The following is a 22,180-nucleotide window of genomic DNA, read 5'->3' as shown; positions in this document are numbered from 1 at the left end:
CCCCAGCGCACCTGCACGGCCGGCGTCTTCGCGGATCAGCTCGCGAGCAGATGGGCGCGGCCGAACATCGCGGCGGCGGTTCGCGCGGTCGGCGTACCGGAGTCCAGATCGGCGCCGGCCTGCCGCAGTACCCCGACCACCTCGTCCGCGCCTTTGAAGAGGGCCCCGGCGATGGGGGTCTGGTCCCGGGTATTGCGCAGATCCGGGTCGGCGCCGAGCCGGATCAAGGCGCGTACGGTGTCGGCGTGGCTGTGATAGGCGGCGAGCATCAGCAGGGTGTTCCCGGCCGCATCGCTCACGTTCACCGGGAGTCCGTGTTCCACGAAGTCCGCAAGTTGTTCGGTGCTGCCCGCCCGGGCCAGGTCCATGGCGATGGCCACGACGCGTCGCGTCTGCTCAGGAGTCAGTCCACCACCGGTCATGCGCACCATCTCCTGGTCGTGTGGTCACACGCGTTCCACTCATGTCCGTGAGCCGGCCTGTGCTGTCCCGGCCCTGGCCCGGCGTGGGCGTGTTCTGCGCTCGCGCCGGGCAGGGTGTGGGGCCTCTCGCGTGGTGCGTCGGTCAATGGGTCAGAGGTCGCCTGCGGCCAGGGCCTCGATCGCCTTGCGGACGCCTTCGCCGTAGGCCGGGTCGGCCTGGGTGCAGTTGGCGATGTGCCGTTCGACGGTCTGCTGGGACGCGCCGTTGATCGCGCGGGCCGTGTTCTCGAAGAGAGCTTGCTGCTGCTCGGGGCTCATCAGGCGGAACAGGTTGCCGGGCTGCTCGAAGTAGTTGTCGTCGTCGGCACGGAAGTCGAACCGGTCGGCGACAGCACCCACGGCCTGGATCGACTCGCGGTAGGCGGGCTGCTCCTGCCAGCGTCCGTAGGAGTTGGGCTCGATGCCCGGGGTGGCTCCCTGGTTGCCGTCGACGCGCATGCCGCCGTCACGGTGGTAGGAGTTCACCGGATTCTTCGGGGCGTTGACGGGGATCTGGTGGTGGTTCACGCCCAGGCGGTAGCGCTGGGCGTCGCCGTAGGAGAAGAGGCGGCCCTGCAGCATCCTGTCGGGGGAGAAGCCGATGCCCGGAACCACGTTCGCCGGGGTGAAGGCGGCCTGCTCGACGTCCGCGAAGTAGTTGTCGGGGTTGCGGTCGAGTTCCCACTCGCCGACCTCGATCAGCGGGTAGTCCTTCTTCGACCAGACCTTGGTGAGGTCGAAGGGGTGGAAGCGGTAGCTCTCCGCGTCGGACTCCGGCATGACCTGGATGAACAGCTTCCACTTCGGGAAGTCGCCGTTCTCGATCGCGTCGAACAGGTCACGTTGGTGCGACTCGCGGTCCTTGCCGATGAGTGCCTGGGCCTCGGCGTCGGTGAGGTTCTTGATGCCCTGCTGGGTGCGGTGGTGGAACTTGACCCAGAACCGTTCGCCCTCGGCGTTGACCAGGCTGTAGGTGTGGGAGCCGAAGCCGTGCATGTGCCGGTACGAGGCGGGGATGCCGCGGTCGGACATCACGATGGTGACCTGGTGGAGGGATTCAGGGAGGTTGGTCCAGAAGTCCCAGTTGTTCTCGGGGTCGCGGAGGTTGGTGCGCGGGTCGCGCTTCACCGCGTGGTTGAGGTCGGGGAACTTCAGCGGGTCGCGGAAGAAGAACACCGGAGTGTTGTTCCCGACCAGGTCCCAGTTGCCTTCGTCGGTGTAGAACTTCAGAGCGAAGCCGCGGATGTCGCGCTCGGCGTCGGCCGCGCCACGCTCACCCGCGACGGTGGAGAAGCGGGCGAACAGCGCGGTCTTCTTGCCGACTTCGGAGAAGATCTTCGCGCTCGTGTACCGCGTGATGTCGTGGGTCACCGTGAACGTCCCGAACGCGCCCGAGCCCTTGGCGTGCATCCGGCGCTCCGGAATCACCTCGCGGTCGAAGTGGGCGAGCTTCTCCAGGAACCACACGTCTTGCAGGAGCATCGGGCCGCGCGGACCGGCCGTCAGGGAGTTCTGGTTGTCGGGAACCGGTGCGCCGGCGGCCGTGGTCAACGGTTTCTGGTTGTTCTCGGGCACAGCTCGCTCCTCGGTGGATGGTTCTTCGCAGGTGTTCAAGGCGTGGCGATCCTGACCGGCGAGTGTCCGCGCAAGCTGCCCCGGGTCTTGCACCAGCACACATCTTATGTTGGAACATATCCACGTCAAGGTGCTTTCCAAGGACACATGTGTTTCGCGGTCAGATCAGCCCACGGGCGGCGGCGCGCACCCCCGCCTGGAAGCGAGTGTGCGCGCCCAGCTTCGTCAGGACGGCGGCGACACGGCGGGTGGCGGTGCGGGTACTGCACCCCAACTGGCGTGCGATGGCCTGGTCCTTCAGTCCGGCCTTGAGCATGCCGAGCAGAAGCACGTCGTCCGCGTCGAAGGTGTCGTCCTCGGCGGACGCCGTCGAGTCGGCCAGCGGTTCGGCGCGGGCCCAGTAGGCCTCATAGAGCTCCATCAGCGCGTCGAGCATGCCCGAGGGGTGGATGACGACGAGATCGTCGTAGACCGGACCGGACAGCGGGACCAGAGCGACCCGCTTGTCGATGATGTGCAGCTTGAACGGGAGGGACGGCAGCAGCCTGGAACGCTCGCCCAGTTCGGCGAGGCGGAGCAGGGTCGCGAAGCGGCCCGGACGCTCCATGGACTGCGGGCAGTAGATCGAGCGGACGTCGATGCCCCGCTCCAGCCAGGCCGCCGTGATGGACACTTCGTCCTCGTTGCTGTGGTGCTGGCCGTCGGACCGTCCCATGTAGGGCGGCCGGTCCAGGGCCCACATGTGGCTGCTCACGGATGTGGTGAGCTGGTCGATCCGCTCCAGGATCGCCTCACGGTCCGACAGGACCTCCACCAGGTTGCGTGGATCACCGCGCAACCATCCCTCCCGGTAGCGCTCGGCGATCCGGTCGATCTCCGTCCGCGCCGAGGCCAACGCGGTCTCCACCTCGAACTGCCGCCTGGCCAGCAGGGGCAGCAACGCGGCCTGAGGGTTCGTCGCCTGGTAGTGGCCGTGGCCGGTGAGGCGGAGGAGCCCGAGTTCCCGCAGCTGGGCGACAGAATGCAGGACGTGGTGCTCCGGCGTCTCCAGGGACTCGACGATGTCCGCGACGGTCAGCTGACCGCGCTCCAGAACGCACCGGTACACCCGTTCATCGGACTCGGCTATGCCCAGGGCCGTGAGCATGTATGCGTACCTCCGTCGGATCGGCGTGTGCCATCCGTGGCGAGGTTGGTCATCCGTCCAAACCCGCCATCAGAGTATCTGGACGCCTGTGCGAGGTACAGCGTTCACTTTGCTCGCCACGACGTGTTCATCACGCGACCGTCGTCGCTCTCTTCGTCCGCACGTGTAGCGCCCCGAAGGTGCTGGAGAAACCCTCTGGCCCGGCCCCACTCCTCTGGAGGAACGTGTGAGTTCCAGGCTCCGAAGAAAGACATCCGCTTGGGGTGCCGCGGCTCTCGCCGTCTCCCTGGCCGCTGTCTTCACCGGCACACCGGCCCAGGCCGCCGACGATCCGCTGACCCCTGTCCCACTGACCGGGCACCTCCCGGCCCACCGCTACATCGTCACCCTCGCGGACGCGCCCGTCGCCTTCTACAAGGGCGGCGTGGACGGCCTTGCCGCGACCGCGCCGTCGCAGCGTGGCAAGGTCGACGCCTCCACCACCGCAGCGCACCGCTACCGCAGCTACCTCGAGGACCGGCAGAGCAAGGTGGCCGCTTCCGTCGGCGCCAAGGTCCGGGGCCGCTACACGGTGGTGACCGACGGCTTCACCGCAAACCTGACGGCCGTTCAGGCCGCGCGGCTGAGCCGGCAGCCGGGGGTTCTCAGGGTCAGCCCGGACGGGTGGAACAAGGTGACGGACGACTCCCGGTCGACCGACCTCATGGGGCTGTCGGGACCGCGCGGCGTGTGGTCGGCGCTCGGCGGCACCGAGAAGTCCGGCAAGGGTGTGGTGGTCGGCGTCATCGACACCGGCATCTGGCCCGAGAGCGCGTCGTTCGCCGCCCCCGCGCTGGGCACCGGGCTCCCCACGGCCAAGGACCCCTACCGCCCGTACCGCAAGGGCGACACGATCAAGATGGAGAAGGCCGACGGAACCACCTTCACCGGCGTGTGCCAGACCGGTGAGGAGTTCACCGCCGCCGCCTGCAACACCAAGCTGGTCGGCGCGCGGTACTTCGGCGACGGCTGGCTGGCCATCGTGCCGCCGGAGCAGCGGGACGACTACGTCTCACCGCGGGACGGCGAAGGCCACGGCACCCACACCGCGTCCACGGCCGCGGGCGACGCGAACGTCCGGGTGACCGTGGACGGAACGGACTTCGGGAAGATCTCCGGAGTGGCGCCGGGCGCGGTGGTCGCCGCCTACAAGGCGCTCTGGACGGGCAAGAACGGAAGAAGCTCCGGTGGCACCGACTCCGACATCGTCGCGGCGATCGACCAAGCGGTGGCGGACGGCGTCGACGTCATCAACTACTCCGCGGGGGCGTCGGAGGAATCGCCGCTCGACGCGCCCGTACAGCAGGCCTTCCGGGCGGCGGCGCAGGCCGGGGTGTTCGTCTCGACCGCCGCGGGCAACAATGGCCCCACGACCTCCTGGATAGACAACACGGCCCCTTGGACCACCACGGTCGCGGCCAGCACCATGGCACTTGCCGAGGCCACGGTGAAGCTGGGTGACGGCCGGACCTTCGTCGGTGCCAGCGTCACGGTGAACGCGACGCTCGGGCCGAAACCGCTGGTCCGGGCCACCGACGTGAAGACCGCCGCGGCGACGCAGAGCGCGGCCGCGCTGTGCAAGGACGCAACTCTCGACCCGGCGAAGGCGGCCGGGAAGGTCGTGGTGTGCGACCGAGGTGACAACAGCCGGGTGAGCAAGTCCGCCGAGGTGGCGCGGGCCGGGGGCGTCGGCATGGTGCTGGTGAACACCGGCAACCAGGACACGGACGGCGACATCCACAAGCTGCCGACCGTGCACCTGAACGTGCCGGCCGCCACGACGGTCCGCGACTACGCGGCCACGCCGGGCGCCACGGTGTCGCTCGAGCCGGGAGGTTCCACCGGGACCCCCTACCCGCAGATCGCCCCGTTCTCCTCCAGGGGACCCTCGGAGGTGAACAAGGGCGCCCTGATCAAGCCGGACCTCGCCGCACCGGGTGTGGGCGTGCTCGCCGCCGTCGCACCGGCCAGCAACCTGGGGCACGACTTCGACTTCATGACCGGCACGTCGATGGCGACGCCCCAGGTCGCCGGTCTCGCCGCCCTCTACCTCGGTGTGCATCCCAACTGGTCGCCGATGGCGGTCAAGTCCGCCCTGATGACGACCGCCGTGGACACCAAGACCGCCTCGGGCGGGACGAACACCGACCCGTACGCACAGGGTTCCGGCGAGGTCGACCCCGCCGCGATGCTCAACCCCGGCCTGGTGTACGACTCGTCGAACAGCGACTGGCTCGCCTACGAGGAGGGCCTCGGGGTGGACACCGGCACCGGCACCACTGCCATCGAACCCAGCGACCTCAACTACCCCTCCATCTCCGTGGACCGGTTGCTCGGCTCGCGGACCATCACCCGTACGTTGACCGCGGCTCGGCCGGGTGTGTACCGGGCCTCGGTGAAGCTGCCCGGCTTCGAGAGCGAGGTGAAGCCGTCGACCCTGCACTTCACCCGTGCCGGACAGACCGCGAAGGTCAGCATCAGGCTGACGCGCACCACCGCGGTCTCCGAGGTCCCCGTCACGGGATACCTGACCTGGTCCGGCAGCGGACACGTGGCGGTACGCAGCCCGATCGCGGTGACGCCGCTGAGCCTGCTGGCCCCCGGCAGGGTCACCGGCAGCGGGAGCGCGGGAAGCGTCTCCTACACCGTGACCCCGGGGACCGAGAAGCTGACGCTCACCGCGTACGCCCCGGTGGCGGGTGCTCCGGTGCGCGGTGAGGTGTCCCAGGCGAACGGCGGCGCCCAGGAGTTCGTCCTCACGGTGCCCGAGGGAAGCAAGGCCGGCGAGTTCGTCGCCACGGCGGACAAGCCCGACGACGATCTCTATCTGTGGATCGCGCCCCTGCGGGCGGACGGCTCGCCCGGTGCAGGCGGACAGTTGAGCGAGTACGCGAACAAGGCGCACGTCAGCCTCACGACCCTGAAGCCGGGCAAGTACCTTGCCACCGTCATGTCGGGCTACTACGAGGGGTCGCCGGGCTCGTCCGACATCAAGTTCACCCTTCAGGCGAACGTGGTGGGCGCGGACACGCCCAGGGCCGGGACGTTCAGCGTGTCTCCAACGCATCCTGTGACGAGGCCGGGCGTCCAGTTCCCGGTCACGGGCAAGTGGTCCGGTGTGGACACCTCCACCCCGGCCACCGCCTACGTCGGATACCAGGACGGCACCGGCACGCTGGTCAGCATCGGCGGCTGAGCCCCTGCTCCGGCGGGCCGCCCCGGGTCCCGCCGGAGCTTCCGGCCGATGGAGCCTGCCGCGGGCTTGGGCCGGTGACGTGTCGCCACCGACCCGGCGCGACGGTTCTCAGGCCGTGAGGAACGTCCAGGATTCCTGCGTGCGGAAGCCCGCCTGCTCGAAGAGGGGCAACGCTTCGTCGCTTGAGTGGAGATACGCGGTACGGGCTCCGGCAGCGCGTCCGTCCCGCAGGATCCGCTCGGTGACGGCCCGCCCGAGACCGGTCCGCCGGTGCTCGGGCCGGGTGCCGATGTTGACGAGCCCGACGTGTTCCCCGGTGAGGATGGCCATTCCGGCCGCGGCGGGCACACCGGCCACCTCGGCGACGTAGGCGCGGAGGAAGGGCTGGCCGAGGACCAGAGGCGTGTAGAGGCTCGTGATGATCGCGGGCGGAGCCCCGAACGCGGCGCCGAGAACCTCGGCGAGGACCTCATGCTCGTCGGCGCGCAGCGGACGTACGGATGCCGGCTTCGGGGCGGGCTTTCGCACAGCCGGGTCGCCCTCCAGCGTCAACAGCATGAAAGGCTGTCGCGTGCGCGTCGTGAGTCCGTGGTCGGCGGCCACGGCGACGATGCCTTCCTCCGGCTCACCGCGCAGTCGGATGCTCCACGGCACTCCCTGGACGTGCGCCTCGGCCGCGTCGCAGAGCAGGGCGATCTCTGCCTTGTCCGGTGAGGGATCGGCGCTCATGACCCCGTTGAGCGCGGGAATCAGCGAGCCGGTGGTGGCCAGTAGAGCGCCACCGGGGCCGTGCCGCCGATACCCGTTCGGGACTGCGTCGGCGAGTGCCTCCACCGCCGCCTGAAAGGCCCGGGCGGCCCCGTAAACCACATCATTGCTTGTCATACGTATGAGCCTACAACCGACGCCCTGGGCCCGTAGGCGCACTGATGGGCCTCCAAATACGTGTGCGGTGCGGGGGTGTTCGAGGTTGACATTACTGGCTACAGTGGCGCTGGTGTGAAACGTAGTTGAACGTGCAAGAATCTGCTGCCGGCTCGGCCGCACCGGTTGCCCGAGTCGCGCAACACCGCAACGTCGCCACTCACAGGAAAGGGCGGGTTATGTTCACTTCCAAGGAGACACTCCGTACCGCAGCAGCTGCCGCGACCGTGGCCGCAGCCCTGTTCGGCCTCGGCACCGGGACTGCGAACGCCGCCGACTGGCCTCCTTTGCAGGAGGGCGCGTATCTCTATTCGGGTACCAACGGAGCGGGAACGGTGACGACGGTCCGTCTTGACGACCTCGGCACATGTCACACGCCGCCGAAGTCTGCTCTCTCGATCCAGGTCGTCTCCGGCTCCGCTTCCGTGACGGTGTACTCCGGGGCCGGCTGCACCGGCGCCTCGTGGGCCAGCGGTTCGCTGGCGCAGTCCAACCTTCCCTGGACGGCGCTGAGTTACCGGGTGGTCCCGGCGTAACAGCGCGTCCTTGTCCTGCTGCGGCCCGGCCGAGTGAAGCCGCCCGGCCGGGCCGCGGTGGACTCTTGGCGAGATGCGTCCATGCTGTGATGTTGTTGGGCCGGGTGTTCGTCCGGCCGGGGCATCAGATGGTGATGGTCTTGTACTCGGTGTAGGTGCCGAGGCCGACCGCTCCGTACTCGCGGCCGATGCCGCTGGCCTTGAAGCCGCCGAACGGGCCGTCGAAGGCGAGCGAGGCGCCGTTGACCGTGAGGGTGCCGGTGCGGATGCGGCGGGCGACGTCCAGAGCGTGAGCCTCGTCGGAGGACCAGACGCCGCCGGAGAGGCCGTACTCGGAATCGTTGGCGATGCGGACGGCGTCGTCCTCGTCGTCGTAGGCGATGACGACCAGGACCGGGCCGAAGATCTCCTCCTGGGCGATCCGCATGGAGTTGTCGACGTCGGCGAACACGGTCGGCGTGACGTAGTTGCCCTTCTCCAGGCCCTCGGGGATCTGCGGGCCGCCGGTGACCAGGCGGGCGCCTTCCTCGATGCCGAGCTGGATGTAGTTGCGCACCCGCTCCTGCTGGTCGGGGCGGATCATCGGGCCGATGAAGGTGTCCGGTTCGTTGGGGTCACCCACCTTCAAGGACTCCACCAGTTCCTTCAGAGCGGCCACGACCTCCTCGTAGCGGCTGCGCGGGGCGAGGATCCTGGTCTGGGCGACGCACGACTCGCCGTTGTTGAGGAGGGAGCCGAACTTCACGCCGGCGACGGCCTTCTCAATGTCGGCGTCCGGCAGGATCACGGCGGCCGACTTACCGCCCAGCTCCAGGCTGACCCGCTTGAGCTGCTCGCCCGCGATGGAGGCGATGCGGCGGCCGGCCCGCGTCGAGCCGGTGAAGGCGATCTTGTCGACCTCCTCGTGCGACACCAGGTACTCACTGGTCTCCCGGTCCGCGGGCAGGACACTGATCACGCCTTCCGGCAGGCCCACCTGCTCCAGCAGCTCGGCCAGGAAGCCCATGCTCAGCGAGTTCTCCGGGGACACCTTGAGCACCACGGAGTTGCCGGCGAGCAGGGCAGGGATGATCTTCGAGGTGGCTGAGGAGAACGGCGAGTTCCAAGGGATCACCGCGGCCACGACGCCGACAGCCTCACGGCGCACCACGCTGCGCACCGGGGACGCCGGGTCGGAGGGTGCCAGGGTCTCCTCCCAGGCGAACTCCTCGGCGGCCTTCAGGTAGGAGTTCGCCTGCCGGGTGAGGCCCGGCTGACCGGCCCGGGTGAACCATCCGGCCGAACCGTTCTCCAGCGAGATCAGGTGCGCGACCTTCTCGGCGTTCTCCTCGCGCAGCGCGTTGAACCGCCGCAGTACCGCGATCCGCTCCGCCGGCGGCGTCAGACGCCACACGCCCGCGTCGAACGACGCGCGCGCCGCAGCCACCGCGCGGTCGACGTCCGCCGGCCGCGCCTGTGCCGCGCGTCCGATCAGCGACTGGTCGTGCGGCGAGACGATGTCGAGCAGCTCAGCGGTGCTCGGCGCCTCCCAGGAACCCCCGATGAAGAGCCGGTCGTAGGTGATCATGTGCCTTCTCGCTTTCGATTCACTCGGACGTCTCTCATAACTGCCACTGCAATGTAGCACTTACTTTGGTTACCTGCACATCGAGATGGTGATATACCTCAAAGCTTCCACATGTTCGGTACCCTCAAGCAGTGAGAGCCGACGCAGTAGCAACCCAGAGACGCAGTAGCAACCCAGAAGCGGATTCTGACCGCCGAAACGCGCATGCTCGCCCATGCACATGTGTGCGCTTCGCGACATTCAGCCTTCCGCATCGGCATCCAGACCACATCCGTCATCTGACTCAGCACTCCCCGAACACGTACCTGAGCGTGCCAACGTGGCATGTCCCGCGGGTCAAAAACGTGTGTGCCCCGGCGCTCCCGTGATTCCGTCCAGGGCCCATGAGTGGGGTCGTGCCTGGGCCCCTCGGCAGCAGCGAAGAGCGGGTGAACTTCTCCGGGTGTCCGAGCCGTCCTGCCGAGTGTGGTCAGTCCCCTCTCCCGGCACAGGTGCACACCGAGCCGCGGGTCGGTCCCGGCCGTCTCGCGCACGGCAGGCTGCACCTGCTGCTCACCCTCAACTCGTTGGTCGTTGTGCTCGTGTCCATCAACAGGAAGTCCAGCGGCACCCTGGCGTTCGTCGCGGAGAACGGCTTCCTGCGCTGGGTCGAGATCAACAACATGCGCGGCCATAGCGATGGGCGCGGGGCTGGCGGGTTCGCCTACACCCTCGGGCTCTTGGCCACAGCCCTGATCAAGGCCGTGTGACCGAGTAGACGTCCTCGACCGGGCAGAGGGTGAACAGCCGCACAGTCTCCACGTACAGCCACACGAGGATCTGGCGTGACACCGGTCGAGCAGCAGCGTTCGCTGAAGAGCAGCAATCCGGCACTTTCCCAGCCGCAGTTCACGCGGCGGGGCGGGCCCCCGACCGACCGCCGCAGGGTCTTGCTCGCGCCGCCGTCCGGGGCATGTCGCGGCGCCGGGCACTGCCGGACGGCCTGGTGCCGAGGCGCCGCGTCCGCCGGGGGCCGGGGCTCAGGCAGGTGTGACGTTGTGATTGAACCGGAAGACGTTGGTCGGGTCGTAGCGCTTCTTCACCGCGGCGAGCAGGTCGAACCGCTCCGCTCCGTAGACAGCCCGGACTCCCTCGGGGTCGGTCGCCTCGTCCGGCGAAAGGAAGTTCACCATGTTCCGCCCGGCCGCCCAGGGCGCCAGCCCGTCCACGACCTTTGCGAGATCGGCCCGCAAGGTCTCCGCCTGGTCCGGGCCGCCCACCGCGAGCGCGAAGACGAGGTACGGGAGACCGCGGCTGGGCACCGCGTTGGCCACCGCAGGTTCGCGGTCGAACGCGCGGCCGAGCGCCCGGATCTCCACGTTCGCCAGGGTGCACCCGGACTCCGGACCGGTCAGCTCGACCAGCGTCTGCGCCGTCTTCTCGGTGAACTCCTCCAGGCAGACGCTGCGGTCGAAGTACGGCATCGGGTCTACCGGATCCATGTGGATCTCCCCGATCGAGGTGAAAGGCTTCTCCCCCACCAGGTCGATCAGCACCGGCGCGGCCGCCCGCAGCGGAGCGACCAGTTCCGCCCCGTCGGCCGCCGACCCCAGGAAACCGATCCGCAGATGGACGACGAAGGCACCGCGCAGCGGCTCGGGTAGCGCCGGTACATCGGGCAGGCGCTGGATGCCTATCGACGAGGTCATCTCCTCCCCCACTGTCGGCAGCCAGGCACGCCAGGCCTCGAGCACCTGCGCCAGGTGCTCACCCGCGAAGTAGATGCCGCCGCCGTAGAAACGCGACACCGGGAACACATCGAACTCGATCTCGGTCACCACACCGAAATTGCCCTTGCCGCCCAGCACCGCCCAGAACAGGTCCGGTTCGCTCTGCGGCGTCACCCGGCGCAGCTCTCCGTCCGCCGTGACCATGTTCAGCCACCGCACATGGTCGGCGGCATAGCCCAGCGTCCGGCCCAGCAGCGGGCTCTGCCCGCCGCCCAGCGTGTATCCGACGACGCCGACATCCGGCGCCGAACCCACGATCGGGGCCAGGCCGAACTCCGCCGTGCACGGCAGCACGTCACGCCAGCGCACACCCGCGTCGACCCGCACGGTGTGCTGCTGCGGGTCGACGGAGATGCGCTTCATCCGCCGCGTCGTGATCAGCAGCGCGCCCTGGGCCGGCGAAACCATCTGGTGGGCCGCGGACTTCACCGCGACCGGCAGCCCGTGCCGTGCGGCGAACCGGACCGCCGTGCGGACGTCCAGCTCACTGGTCGCCCCCACCACCACGGCCGGCTGGAGGCCGCAGCTCAGGTTGAACGTGGCGCACTCCGCCTCGTACCCCTTCGATCCCGGCTCCAGGACCGGCCCTCCCACGGAATGCCGCAGAGCCACCAAGTCCTCCGGCCGATGGCTCACACTCGCCATGCCGGACGCATCCGTACTCACCCTGATCACAACCTCACTCACACATGTGGAGCACCGCCGCATCACACCGCCGCGCGGCACGGCGCAAGACGGGCAGCGGGCGACGAAACCCTGACAGCAGTGAAACGGGATGCATGAGCCGCATCGTTCACATCAAGGTTGTCCAATCGCACATCTTGACGGGATCGACCGGCCGTACGAACACCCCGATAGATGTGCGCCTCTCGATACGTGTGCCACTCTGGTTCACCGGCATCACTTGGATGAACCGCTGGTTCGAACCGGTGAACGGCTGACTGCGGAACCGATGGCACGGCTGACTGCGGACACGTCGACGGCCGCCGCCCCCGTGGGGGCGGCGGCCGGTCGAAGGCGCGTTGTCGGGCGGGTCAGGCGGCCGGGAGAGTGTCCTTGGCGGTGACGTCGCCGGCGCCCCGGGCGGTGGATCCCTTCTCTTCCACGACTGCCTGTCCCGCCTTGCGGGCGGGCTTGAGGAAGAGGGCGAGGACGGTCCCGACGACGAGGGTGGGGGCCATCCAGAGGTAGCCGCCGGCCGTGGCGTGGGCGAAGGCGTCCAGCGCGGTGTCACGCAGGGCGGCGGGGAGCTGGGCGATGGTGTCGGGACGGGCGGCGTCGAAGCCGTCGGCGGTGGACAGTTCGTGGGTGCGGTGGGCGAAGCCGGTGTTGAGGAGGGTGCCGAAGACGGCGACGCCGAAGGCCGCGCCGATGGAGCGGGCGAAGGTGACCACGGCGCTGGCGGCACCGAGGTCGGCGGCGGCCACGCTGTTCTGCACGGTGGTCAGCACGACCATGGGCACCATGCCGATGCCGACACCGGTGATCAGGAAGTAGACGCTCAGCACGAGAGTGTTGGTGGCGGCCCCGATGGTGCCCAGCAGGAGCAGCCCGGCGAGGTTGGCGAGCAGGCCCCCGAGCAGGATCGGGCGCAGCAGGGCGGCGTGCGCGGCCCAGCGTCCGGCCAGGGACTGGCTCACGACCAGACCGGCGACCAGGGGCAGCATGTAGATGCCGGAGAGGGTGGCCGAGACCCCGTGGACGATCTGGAGATAGGTGGGCAGGTAGACCAGGACGGCGAACATGGCCGCGTTGGCGACGAACCCGATCAGCGAGGAGAAGACCACGGTCCGGGAGGCGAACATGGCCGGCGGAAGGACCGGGGCGGCGGCGCGGCGCTCGACGGGTACCAGCAGCACGGCCAGCACGACCGTGGCGACGATCAGGCCGATGATGGCCGGTGAGGCCCAGCCCCAGCGCTCTCCGAACGATGTGATCAGGACCAGGCCGGTGGCGATCGCGGCCAGCACCAGAGAGCCCAGGTAGTCGATGCGGGCCTTGGCCCGCCTGGTGGCCGCGGGCAGCGCACGCGCGGCGATGGCCAGGGCGACGGCACCGACGGGCAGGTTGATCAGGAAGGCCCACCGCCAGGACAGCTGGTCGGTGAAGACACCGCCCAGCAGGGGGCCGACAATGCTGGCGACACCGTAGACCGAACCGAACAAGCCCTGGTAGCGGCCGCGTTGGTCCGGGGCCACGATGTCACCGACGAGGGCGAAGGTCAGCACGATCATGCCGCCGCCGCCCACGCCCTGGAGCACCCGGGCGCCGATCAGTTCGGGCAGGTTCAGCGCCAGACCGCAGGCCACCGAGGCGATCAGGAAGATCGAGGTCGAGGCCAGGTAGAGCCGCTTGCGGCCGAACATGTCGCCGAGCTTGCCCCACAGCGGTGTCACCGCCGTCGACGCGAGCAGATACGCGGCACTGACCCACGCGATGTCGTCGAACCCGTTCAGGTCCTCCGCTATCCGCGGCAACGCCGTCGAGACGATGGTCTGGTCCAGGGCCGCCAGGAGAACCGCCAGGATCAGCGCGCTCATGGCGGCGGCCACACCCCCCGCCTTGGGCGATGCGGACTGCTGTGCCTTCGACATCGAACTTGCCTTTCTGGATTCGTGAGCGGGGCGCCGACCACGGTAAGGCGGCGATCAGCCTCAGAGAGTTGTCAATACTGAAGCTTTCTGTCACATGAATGTAGCACTTAATGAAGTGGTGTGCACACAGGAGGGGCGATAGGGGTCTTAGGTTTCACATTTCTGCTACTAGACTCGGTGCGATGAGAGCCGACGCAGCACGCAACCTGGAAGCCGTCCTGACCACCGGAGCGCGGATGCTCGCCACCGATCCGGGCGCAAGCATCGCCAGCATCGCCGCCGAGGCGGGCGTGGACCGGCGGACCGTCTACCGGCGGTTCGCCTCCCGCGAGGACCTCCTCGCCGCCATCTACGAATCCCGGCTCACGGCCATCGAGCACGCCATCGAGGACGCCCGGCTGCGCGAGGCACCCGCCGCCGTCGCCCTGCACCGCTACGTCGAGAACGTCATCGCCGTCAACCGAACCTGGCCCGTCGACCTCGCCCGCATGCTCACCGACGACACCGTCCACGCACGCCGCGACGCGTCTATCCGCGAGGTCGACGCGTTCCTCGAACGCGCCACCGACGAGGGCCTCCTGCGCCCCGATCTTCCTCAGGGGTGGGCGAGCGCGTTGCTGCCCCAACTCATGCATCTCGTGTCCGAGCAAATGCCCGAGCTGAGCCCCGGACGGGCAGCGGATGTCGTCGTCGACACCCTGCTCCACGGCCTCAGCCCCTCCTGACACACCGACGACCCCAAGCGCCTGCCGGACGTCGCAGCTGAACCCCATGGCAGGCGGCTACGTTGTCCCAGTGAAGGGTTCTCGCCGCCTCCGGCGACGGCGGCGGGAGCCCGGCTCACCGGCGGACCGGTCACGACGATCGGCGCCGGAGGGCCATGCGGTGCCGGAAGGCCGCCTCGGGTGCTGTCCGGCACGGCGGTACGGCGGTACGGTCATCCGTCAGGCCACCACCGTTGTTAAACAGTCAACTTACTTATGTACGGTGGCCCCCACGAGGACGAGAGTGGGTCGGACCAACTTCCGCCGCAGGGAAGGATCCACCCGTCATGAGTGGCAACCAAACAGACGTGCAGGCTCGCCGAGCGGCGCCGCACGCCCGTGAGCTCGTCTTGGACATCGAACGCGTGCTGGACGTCTCCGCCCGGCAGGCGATCAAAGCGAAGTTCCGGTTCGATCCGGAAGCCCCGTTGATCGTGTGCGTCGAGTTCCTCATCGAGGGTGGCCCGAGTGTCCTGTGGCGTATCGGCCGAGACCTCCTCCAGCAGGGGTTGCACTCGATGAGCGGCCTCGGTGACGTCCAGATGTGGCCGCCGCGCCTGGAGGAGCGGGCAATTGCGTGGCTTCAACTGACCTCCGGCGGCATGGCGGCCCTGTTCGAGCTGCCCGTTGCGCCGCTGGCGGAGTGGCTGGAGCACACCTACGAACTCGTTCCCGCCGGCCAGGAACTCGCCGGAATCGACTGGGATATCGCCACGGCAGACCTTCTCAAGGGGCCGAGAGCGCAGTCCGACTGAGCACGCGGGGTGCCTCGCACGTGGCCTGACCTGCTGTTTCTCTCCGACCTGCATGAACGCCCACAGGTTCGACCCGTCTCGGCCCATCTCGATCCGTCCAGGGACGATTCAGTCTCGCACCGTGTTCCCGTGGGAACAGGCCGCACTGTGGTCTGCCGCTGTTCGAGTCGGTCGGGGGGCTGGGTCGGGAACGGACCCTGACGCGCATCGATGCGGCGGCGGCGAAGCTCAAGTCTCATGAACTGACCGCGGTGGGCCCCGGACGTCCATCGCGCAGGCGAAGCGCCGTCCGCCATGGAGCAGCGGACGGCGGCAACGATGGGACCGGCGGGTCTATTGCCAACCGTGCTCAGCGAGGGGTCCACAGCCGTTCAGGTAACCGCGCAAACCAGCCTCGGGGTACTCGATGATGTCCTCAGGCAGTTCGTGCACGGTGAACCACTCGAGGGCGAGGCACTTCTCGGGCTCCTTGTTGACGGGCTGCCCCTCCCATTCGGTCGCCTCGAAGAAGAAGCCGATTCGCTCCACCTCGGCGGACTGCCGGTGGTGCACGGTCTGGACCAGACGAAGGTGCGCCGGGTCGACAGCGATTCCGGTCTCCTCGTACAACTCGCGGGCCGCGCCCTCGGTCAGGGGCTCGCCCTGGTCGAGCTTGCCGGACGGCATGTGCCATCGCCCGTGACCGTAGGGGCCGCCGCGCTGCGAGAAGAGGATCTTGTCGCCATCGCGGAGGATGACGTGGGTGTCGATGACGGGCTGTGCTGGTTGTCCGCTCATGGTTCCTGGGGAGTCGTAGGCGTGGGTGAGGCGATCGACGCTATCGGCAGAGCTGGGATGGGGTCGGCGATTCGGCGTGCCACCTCCGATGGGGTGGCGGCGCTGGTGTCGAGAAGCAGGACTTCGGCGCCCCTGCTCATCAGATAGGCCGCGGCATCGGCGTACAGCTCAACTTCCCGGCTGGGACCGCTGGGGTTGAGGTGAAAGCGGTTGGCGTCGCTGCTGTCGTCGCCCCCGACAGCTCAGGCGGGCCCGTCGGCCGACGGGACTACCGGGCGCTTGCACCGCCGCCCCTCACTCATCACCGATCGAGGCAGTGGCGCAACGATACGTGTGAGCTCCGGGCTAACATGCACAGCCCACAGTGCCGGGCGTCGCACGCCCCGGCCGTTGCCCGTCCCTTCCAGGAGCCCGGCCATGAAGAACCTGCCGCAGACCGACTGCACCTTGCTGATCCGCACCGAATTCTCCGACGAGGCGGCCTGGCACGCCCTTCGCACCGTGGTCACCACCCCGGACGACGAGGATGGATTCCTCGCGGCGTTGCACATCGTCGACGACCCCGCCTACCGGGGTCTGACCACCGAGCAGATCGTCGCGCTCGCGCCCGCGGACGCCGACCTGCTGTTCGTGGCCGACAGGACCGCCGTGACGGCGGCGGAGATGCCGCTGCTGGCCGTCCTGAAGGACGAGGCAGACGAGGAGGGGCAGGGTTTCGACGAACTGCGAGTCATTGCTACGCAGTTGTGGGCGATAGAGAACAACATCTCCCTCGCCAACATGGACTGGGACGAGTTCGTGGACGCCGCGCAAGAGGACGGCGTCTTCCGGGGTTTCTGAGCCGGTCCGGGCAAGCTGGAGGTGCACCGGCTCGGTGACCTACAACGACGGCGGGTGGCCGTCCCTCGCCGGGGGACGGCCACCCTGCTCACTCACCAGGACCGGGCACTACGGGGTGCGCGTGCTCCACTTCTGGTTGGGCGTACCCGCACACGTCCACAGTTGCAGACGTGCGCCGTTGGCGGTACTCAGGTCTTTGACGTCGACGCACTTGTTGCCGGATTGCGGGTTGGTCAGGTCGTGCGCCGCGTTCAGACGGAACTGCTGGGCACCCGAGCCATTGCACGTCGTCCAGTTGATGACAGCGCCGTCGCCCCTCGCACCGCCCTGGACGTTCATGCACTTGCCCTCGGACCGCACGGTGCCGTTGACGAACTTCCACCTCTGGTAGGAGACGTCGTAGCAGTCCCAGATCACCAGGGCGGATCCCGTGGCCGCGCCCGGACTGCCAGCGATGCCGATGCAACGCCCGGACGCGTGGCCGTAGATCCACATGCCGCCGGGCCAGGGATCGCTCGGCGGCGGCGCCTTGGTGGTCGTGCCTGACGGCGTCCCGGAGTGGGTCGCGGCCTTGCCCGAGCCCGAGCTGGTGGCAGTCGTTTTGCCGCCCGTCGAGGACTTCTCACCAGCGGCGGACTTGCCCGAGCCCGAGGTGGTGGCAGTCGTCCTGCCGCCGGTCGAGGACTTCTTGCCAGCGGTGGGCCTGACCGGCTCGGGTGCCGCCGTGACGGTGATGGGCTTGCCGTTCGGGCCGGTGGTGGTGACGGTCTTCGGGACCTTCTTTCCCGACGTCCCGGAGACGTGCGGCGACGGCGACTCGGAGCCGACCGCGCCGGGAACCGCCCCCGCGAGGCCGCCCAGGACGGTGCCCGGTGTGGTGCCCTGCTTCGTGGACGACCGCTCGTCTTCGCCGTTGCCACCGCTGATCAGGAAAGGCACGGATATCAGGAGCGCGCCGACGATGGCGGCCCCGGCCAGCAGGCTCTTGTGCGGTCGGCCGGGGACGGCCTTGACCGCCGTCTTGGCGGAGCTGTTCATGGCGTCGTCGGACGCGGCGGCCGTGTCCCCGGTCGCGATGGACGTGTCCGCCGACTCGGCCGTCTTCGTGTCCGCCGACTCGGCCGTCCTCGTGTCGGCCGCGGTCTCTGCGGTCGGCTCGGCCGCCGCCGACTGCGCCGAGGAACCGTCCGTCGAAGTCTCCGGCTCGGCCGACTGCGCGGAAGTGGGCGCGGCCTCGGTCGCGCCAGGAACGACCGGGTCCGCCTCCACCTCCATCTCCTCGGGTTCTTCGGTCTCCTCCCGTCGTTCGGGCTCCTCCGGATCGGCTTCGGGCTCGGACACGGCGGAGGGTACGGCGGATCCCCGGGGGGACGGTGCCGAGGTCAGGATGCGTTCCGCTGTCGTGGCAGCGGGTTCCGGCTTTCCCTCGGCTTCGTCGACGCCCTCTGTCTCTGCCTGCGCGGTGGCCACGGCCGTCGGCTCGTCGGGAGGGTCATTGGGTTTGAAGGTCGTCATGACACCTTTCCGGTGGAGTCGGTGTGGCCATAGGTACGACACTCAGGTGTGACAGTACGAGCGGGCCTGGCCTGGTGTGCCGATGGCCTTGTGACGCCGAGTGCCTCGAGGCAAGGACGGCGCCAGGCCTTGAAGAGCCTTCAGGTCTTCGTGAATACCTGGGCGTTCAATCGTCGATTCTAGAACGGTACCGAGGCGGTGGGCACTGCCGGTTCTCCATAGGTTTGAAGGAGATCCCGTGACCTGTCCCCCGCCGTCTGGCGCCGCCCGCTTCGTGACCTCGCCGACGGCTGCCCTGCGGTAGCACGGCTCGGTCTGCCCGCGCCTTCCTCTGATACATATTCCAGGCAAGTACAGAAGCATGCGTCCGAAACATGTATCTCGGGCTCGCACTCCAGATGAACCTTTTGCCCGCTCCCCGGCGTGTTACCGCAGAAGGGTACGGAAGGGGTCCACGCCCGGCGGCCCCTGTCCGCCCCGCGACCGCGCACCAGAGTGGCCGCCCTCATCGCACCCTGGAACGCCACCTTCAGCATCTTCGCTCACAAGGTCGCGGCGTCCTTGGCCGCCGGCTGCACGGCGGTCCTGAAATCACCGGTCGAGAGCCCCCTGGACGCACTGGTGATCGCCGAGTGCGTCCAGGCCGCGGGCATTCCGCCCGGCGTCGTCAACGTCATCACGGCTGACGCGGAGCAGTCCGCCCGGCTCGTGGCCCACCCCGCCGTGGACAAGGTCAGTTTCACCGGCAGTGTGGCCACCGGGAAACGCATCGCCGAGGTGGCCGCCCGGCGCATGGCCCGCACCACGCTGGAACTCGGCGGCAAGTCCGCCGCGATCATCCTCGAGGACGCCGACCTGTCCGTCGTCGTGCCGGCCCTCATGCCCCTCACCATGCCCTTCTCCGGCCAGATCTGCTTCGCCCAGACCCGCGTCCTGGCGCCGCGGCACCGCATGGCCGAGGTGGAGGAGGCCTGCGTCGCCGCGGTACGCGCCCTCACTGTCGGCGACCCCTGGGACTCGGCGACCGACATCGGTCCCGTTCTCAGCGCACGCCAGTACCGGCGCGTCCTCGCCTACGCCGACGCGGGCCGCCGTCAAGGCGCACGACTGCTGACGGGAGGTGGCAGGAGAGCGGGATTCCATCAGGGGTACTACGTCGATCCCACCGTCTTCACCGACGTCACCTCCGACATGGCCGTCGCGCGTGAGGAGATCTTCGGGCCCCTGATCACACTGCAGGCGTACGACGGTGTCGACGACGCCGTACGCATCGCCAACGACACGGACTTCGGCCTGAGCGGAAGCGTCTTCGGAGCCGATCCCGAAGCCGCCTTCAAGGTAGCGCTGCGAGTGAAGGCCGGCCACCTCGCCGTGAACGGCTTCGAACTGTCCCCCGGAGGTCCCCTTCGGCGGCCGCAAACAGTCGGGCCACGGCCGGGAGGGCGGGCCCGAGGGCCTGGAAGGTTTCCTGGAGACCAAGGCGGTGTTCATGCCGGCGTCCCAGGGTCTGTGAGTCAGGGCTTCGACGTGAGAACTTCGCAGTCGTCCGCCCGAGCCGACGCCACTGCGGCCAGCAGACCGGCCGGCGGCGGGGCGATCCGGCGGACGCCGAGGTCGATCCAGGCGCCGAGGGTGCGCACGACGGCGGCCTCCTCCCCGCTCTCACGCGAGAAGCGGTGCTCGAACCGCCACCGTGCCCCGTCCGCACTGAGGCCGACGACGCGCGAGGTCACGCTGACCACTTCGAGGGGGAAAACCTCTCGCAGATAGCGGACCTCCTCGCCGAGCGAGACGGCGGCGACTCCGGCCTTGAACAGGTCTCGAGGTGACCAGCCCGAGTCGATCAGGAAGCTGAGCCGAGCCGTGGAGGCGTACTCCAGGTATCTCGTGTTGCGCAGGTGGCCGTTCAGGTCCAGGTCGTCCCAGCGGACTTCGAAGGAGTTCGTCAGTACTTTGGACATGTCGGAGATCAAACCTTTCCGAGAGTGAAGTGAAAGCCTCCCAGATACACGAAACGGTGAACAGTGATGGTTCACCTCGATAGGTGTGCGACGCTTCAGGTATGAATATCCACACCTATTCGCCATACGTGGGCCGCGCCGGCACGGTACGAGGGTGAGCAACCGCTCAAGGATGATGAAAAGGTGAGTACAGAACAAATCATTCGCTGGTCGGAGAGTTCGGGAGAGGAGCGCTGTGCCCTGTGGCGCTCGGCGGGCGGAGCACCGCCGCCGAAGCGGGTTGTGTCGGCCGATGACGGCATGAACGCGGACACCGCCTTCCGCTTGGCGTGCGAAGGCACCTCGTTGTTATGGCGCGGTGACTTTCACAACGCGCGTCAGCTACTGCAGGCGGTGGCCCGCCGCGCGGACCGGAAGCAGCACGAACCAGGGACGTCAGCAGCTCAGAGCTTCCACCTGTACCGGCAAGCGCAGTCGCGGCGCGCACGGATCCTCGGCATGCTGCTGCTGCCGGTCGCAGCGGGGCATGTCATCGAGCTGCGCAGGGCTCCAGACGTGCGACTGGCGTGCGAACATGCGTACGGGCAGTCCAATGAGCCTTATGTGGTGTCGCTGCGCGAACTGCAGGGGGTGATCGGGGCCGCTGAATGGCGCGGGAAAGGTGTCCACGTTCCAGCGCTCGAGGAGTCGATCACGCCCCACTACGGCGTGTTCTCTCCGGTGCGGGGCGAGTATGTCGACCTGGTGGCCGAAGCACCGCTGCCGTCACCGTTCACGGCCTTCGACATCGGCACGGGTACCGGCGTGCTCTCCGCCGTTCTGGCCCGGCGCGGTGTCCGGCGGGTAGTGGCGACGGACTGTGATGCGCGTGCGCTTGCCTGCGCGCGGGAGAACATCAGTCGCCTGGGCCTGTCTTCCATCGTGGACGTCCAGCAGGCGGATCTGTTCCCCGCCGGCCGGGCTTCCCTCATCGTCTGCAACCCTCCGTGGCTTCCCGGCCGGGCCCGGACCCCGCTCGAACACGCCGTCTACGACCCGGGGAGCCGTATGCTCCGCGGCTTCATCGAGGGACTTTCAGCGCACCTGACGCCAGGCGGCGAGGGCTGGCTCATCATCTCCGACCTCGCCGAACGCCTCGGACTACGCTCTCGCACGGAGTTGCCCGAGCTCTTCGTCAAGGCCGGCCTGAGAGTGGTGGGGCGCCTCGACACACGGCCGCGTCATCCTCGCGCCCACAACCCCGACGATCCGCTCCATGCCGCGCGGCGGGCAGAGGTGACATCGCTGTGGCGTCTCGCAGCGGGTTCGGACGCCCGCTGAACGGTCGGCGCCGGAAGCCTGACGGCCTGTACTGCCGGCCGGTCAGGCTTCCGGGCGCCTCCGGGCACACATGTGTCAGCCCTTGCTGCTGCGAGCTGCAGCCGTGAAGGCGATCTCCAAGCTGTCCAGTCCCCGGAAGTTGAGACTGCGCTGCCAGCGCAGCGAGGTGCCGTCGAGCTTGTCCACGTCCGGCCGTTCGCCCCCGCCCGAGGCCTTCGCGGCCGTGGCCTGGTGCTGCGGGGTGAGCTGGTTGATGGTCTCCCGCGCGTAGTGGCCGATCCGTGTGGTGAGGAGAGAGCCGAGCATGGCGACGCCCACCGCACCGCCGAGGGAACGGAAGAAGGTACGTCTGCGAGGTGTAGGCGGCATCGACGTGAACCACGGGCACGCCTGCGCGGCGTGCCTTGTACGCGATGAACTCTCCGAGCTGGGCGAAGGCC

General features: G+C 68.6%; 18 protein-coding genes and 1 pseudogene. 8 read left to right on the top strand and 11 right to left on the bottom strand.

Annotated features, from left to right (window positions below; all coding sequences use genetic code 11):
- Positions 1 to 35 precede the first annotated feature (35 nt).
- The 3 genes from ACWDEX_RS34680 to ACWDEX_RS34670 all read right to left on the bottom strand — a co-directional run bounded on the left by ACWDEX_RS34680 (position 36) and on the right by ACWDEX_RS34670 (position 3,183).
- Positions 36 to 422 (bottom strand): ankyrin repeat domain-containing protein, encoded by a 387-nt coding sequence (locus ACWDEX_RS34680; RefSeq protein WP_450468446.1) that lies wholly within the window; start codon positions 420 to 422, stop codon positions 36 to 38.
- 150 nt (positions 423 to 572) lie between these two features.
- Positions 573 to 2,036 carry a catalase gene (locus ACWDEX_RS34675; protein WP_450468445.1) on the bottom strand — a complete coding sequence of 488 codons (1,464 nt, stop codon included), beginning with the start codon at positions 2,034 to 2,036 and terminating at the stop codon, positions 573 to 575.
- Positions 2,037 to 2,196: 160 nt separating this feature from the next.
- A complete protein-coding gene (locus ACWDEX_RS34670) occupies positions 2,197 to 3,183 on the bottom strand; it encodes a LuxR C-terminal-related transcriptional regulator (protein WP_450468444.1) in 987 nt (328 codons plus the stop codon).
- A gap of 226 nt (positions 3,184 to 3,409) precedes the next feature.
- Between ACWDEX_RS34670 and ACWDEX_RS34665 the strand changes: the two genes are divergently transcribed.
- Positions 3,410 to 6,418 carry a S8 family serine peptidase gene (locus tag ACWDEX_RS34665; protein WP_450468443.1) on the top strand — a complete coding sequence of 1,003 codons (3,009 nt, stop codon included), beginning with the start codon at positions 3,410 to 3,412 and terminating at the stop codon, positions 6,416 to 6,418.
- 108 nt (positions 6,419 to 6,526) lie between these two features.
- Here the strand turns inward: ACWDEX_RS34665 and ACWDEX_RS34660 are convergent, their stop codons facing one another.
- Positions 6,527 to 7,303: a GNAT family N-acetyltransferase gene (locus ACWDEX_RS34660; protein ID WP_450468442.1), complete on the bottom strand. Its 777-nt coding sequence runs from the start codon at positions 7,301 to 7,303 to the stop codon at positions 6,527 to 6,529.
- 218 nt (positions 7,304 to 7,521) lie between these two features.
- Here ACWDEX_RS34660 and ACWDEX_RS34655 point away from each other — a divergent pair, with 218 nt between their 5' ends.
- Complete coding sequence (locus tag ACWDEX_RS34655) at positions 7,522 to 7,878, top strand: hypothetical protein (protein WP_450468441.1); 357 nt, start codon at positions 7,522 to 7,524, stop codon at positions 7,876 to 7,878.
- A gap of 124 nt (positions 7,879 to 8,002) precedes the next feature.
- On the opposite strand, the gene ACWDEX_RS34650 is transcribed toward ACWDEX_RS34655, so the two are convergent.
- Complete coding sequence (locus tag ACWDEX_RS34650; protein WP_450468440.1) at positions 8,003 to 9,445, bottom strand: aldehyde dehydrogenase; 1,443 nt, start codon at positions 9,443 to 9,445, stop codon at positions 8,003 to 8,005.
- Between the two features lie 491 nt (positions 9,446 to 9,936).
- Between ACWDEX_RS34650 and ACWDEX_RS34645 the strand changes: the two genes are divergently transcribed.
- Complete coding sequence (locus ACWDEX_RS34645) at positions 9,937 to 10,194, top strand: hypothetical protein (protein ID WP_450468439.1); 258 nt, start codon at positions 9,937 to 9,939, stop codon at positions 10,192 to 10,194.
- Between the two features lie 270 nt (positions 10,195 to 10,464).
- Here ACWDEX_RS34645 and ACWDEX_RS34640 read toward each other — a convergent pair whose 3' ends face one another.
- Positions 10,465 to 11,826, bottom strand: a complete 1,362-nt coding sequence (locus ACWDEX_RS34640) for an FAD-binding protein (RefSeq protein WP_450468438.1) — start codon at positions 11,824 to 11,826, stop codon at positions 10,465 to 10,467.
- Between the two features lie 422 nt (positions 11,827 to 12,248).
- Positions 12,249 to 13,808, bottom strand: coding sequence for an MDR family MFS transporter (locus ACWDEX_RS34635; protein WP_450468437.1), 1,560 nt, complete (start codon positions 13,806 to 13,808; stop codon positions 12,249 to 12,251).
- Between the two features lie 236 nt (positions 13,809 to 14,044).
- Between ACWDEX_RS34635 and ACWDEX_RS34630 the strand changes: the two genes are divergently transcribed.
- Entirely contained in the window at positions 14,045 to 14,533 is a 489-nt protein-coding gene (locus ACWDEX_RS34630; protein ID WP_450468452.1) for a TetR/AcrR family transcriptional regulator, read from the top strand.
- A 326-nt stretch (positions 14,534 to 14,859) separates the two neighbouring features.
- Positions 14,860 to 15,327 carry an SsgA family sporulation/cell division regulator gene (locus tag ACWDEX_RS34625; RefSeq protein WP_450468436.1) on the top strand — a complete coding sequence of 156 codons (468 nt, stop codon included), beginning with the start codon at positions 14,860 to 14,862 and terminating at the stop codon, positions 15,325 to 15,327.
- 333 nt (positions 15,328 to 15,660) lie between these two features.
- Here ACWDEX_RS34625 and ACWDEX_RS34620 read toward each other — a convergent pair whose 3' ends face one another.
- The gene (locus ACWDEX_RS34620) at positions 15,661 to 16,104 is read right to left on the bottom strand and encodes an NUDIX hydrolase (RefSeq protein WP_450468435.1); all 444 of its coding nucleotides are present in this window, start codon (positions 16,102 to 16,104) and stop codon (positions 15,661 to 15,663) included.
- A gap of 417 nt (positions 16,105 to 16,521) precedes the next feature.
- On the opposite strand from ACWDEX_RS34620, the gene ACWDEX_RS34615 reads away from it, so the two are divergent.
- Positions 16,522 to 16,944 (top strand): DUF6924 domain-containing protein, encoded by a 423-nt coding sequence (locus tag ACWDEX_RS34615; protein ID WP_450468434.1) that lies wholly within the window; start codon positions 16,522 to 16,524, stop codon positions 16,942 to 16,944.
- A gap of 108 nt (positions 16,945 to 17,052) precedes the next feature.
- Here the strand turns inward: ACWDEX_RS34615 and ACWDEX_RS34610 are convergent, their stop codons facing one another.
- Positions 17,053 to 18,459: a ricin-type beta-trefoil lectin domain protein gene (locus ACWDEX_RS34610; RefSeq protein ID WP_450468433.1), complete on the bottom strand. Its 1,407-nt coding sequence runs from the start codon at positions 18,457 to 18,459 to the stop codon at positions 17,053 to 17,055.
- Positions 18,460 to 18,882: 423 nt separating this feature from the next.
- On the opposite strand from ACWDEX_RS34610, the pseudogene ACWDEX_RS34605 reads away from it, so the two are divergent.
- Positions 18,883 to 19,830: pseudogene (locus tag ACWDEX_RS34605) on the top strand (aldehyde dehydrogenase family protein); the annotation flags it as partial.
- Between the two features lie 143 nt (positions 19,831 to 19,973).
- Here ACWDEX_RS34605 and ACWDEX_RS34600 read toward each other — a convergent pair.
- Complete coding sequence (locus tag ACWDEX_RS34600) at positions 19,974 to 20,420, bottom strand: acyl-CoA thioesterase (RefSeq protein WP_450468432.1); 447 nt, start codon at positions 20,418 to 20,420, stop codon at positions 19,974 to 19,976.
- Between the two features lie 183 nt (positions 20,421 to 20,603).
- On the opposite strand from ACWDEX_RS34600, the gene ACWDEX_RS34595 reads away from it, so the two are divergent.
- Entirely contained in the window at positions 20,604 to 21,740 is a 1,137-nt protein-coding gene (locus ACWDEX_RS34595) for a methyltransferase (RefSeq protein ID WP_450468431.1), read from the top strand.
- A 75-nt stretch (positions 21,741 to 21,815) separates the two neighbouring features.
- On the opposite strand, the gene ACWDEX_RS34590 is transcribed toward ACWDEX_RS34595, so the two are convergent.
- Positions 21,816 to 22,046, bottom strand: coding sequence for a hypothetical protein (locus ACWDEX_RS34590; protein WP_450468453.1), 231 nt, complete (start codon positions 22,044 to 22,046; stop codon positions 21,816 to 21,818).
- Positions 22,047 to 22,180 lie beyond the last annotated feature (134 nt).

This window comes from Streptomyces sp. NPDC001020 (assembly GCF_053599115.1).
This window is presented reverse-complemented; position numbering and strand designations above follow the sequence as displayed.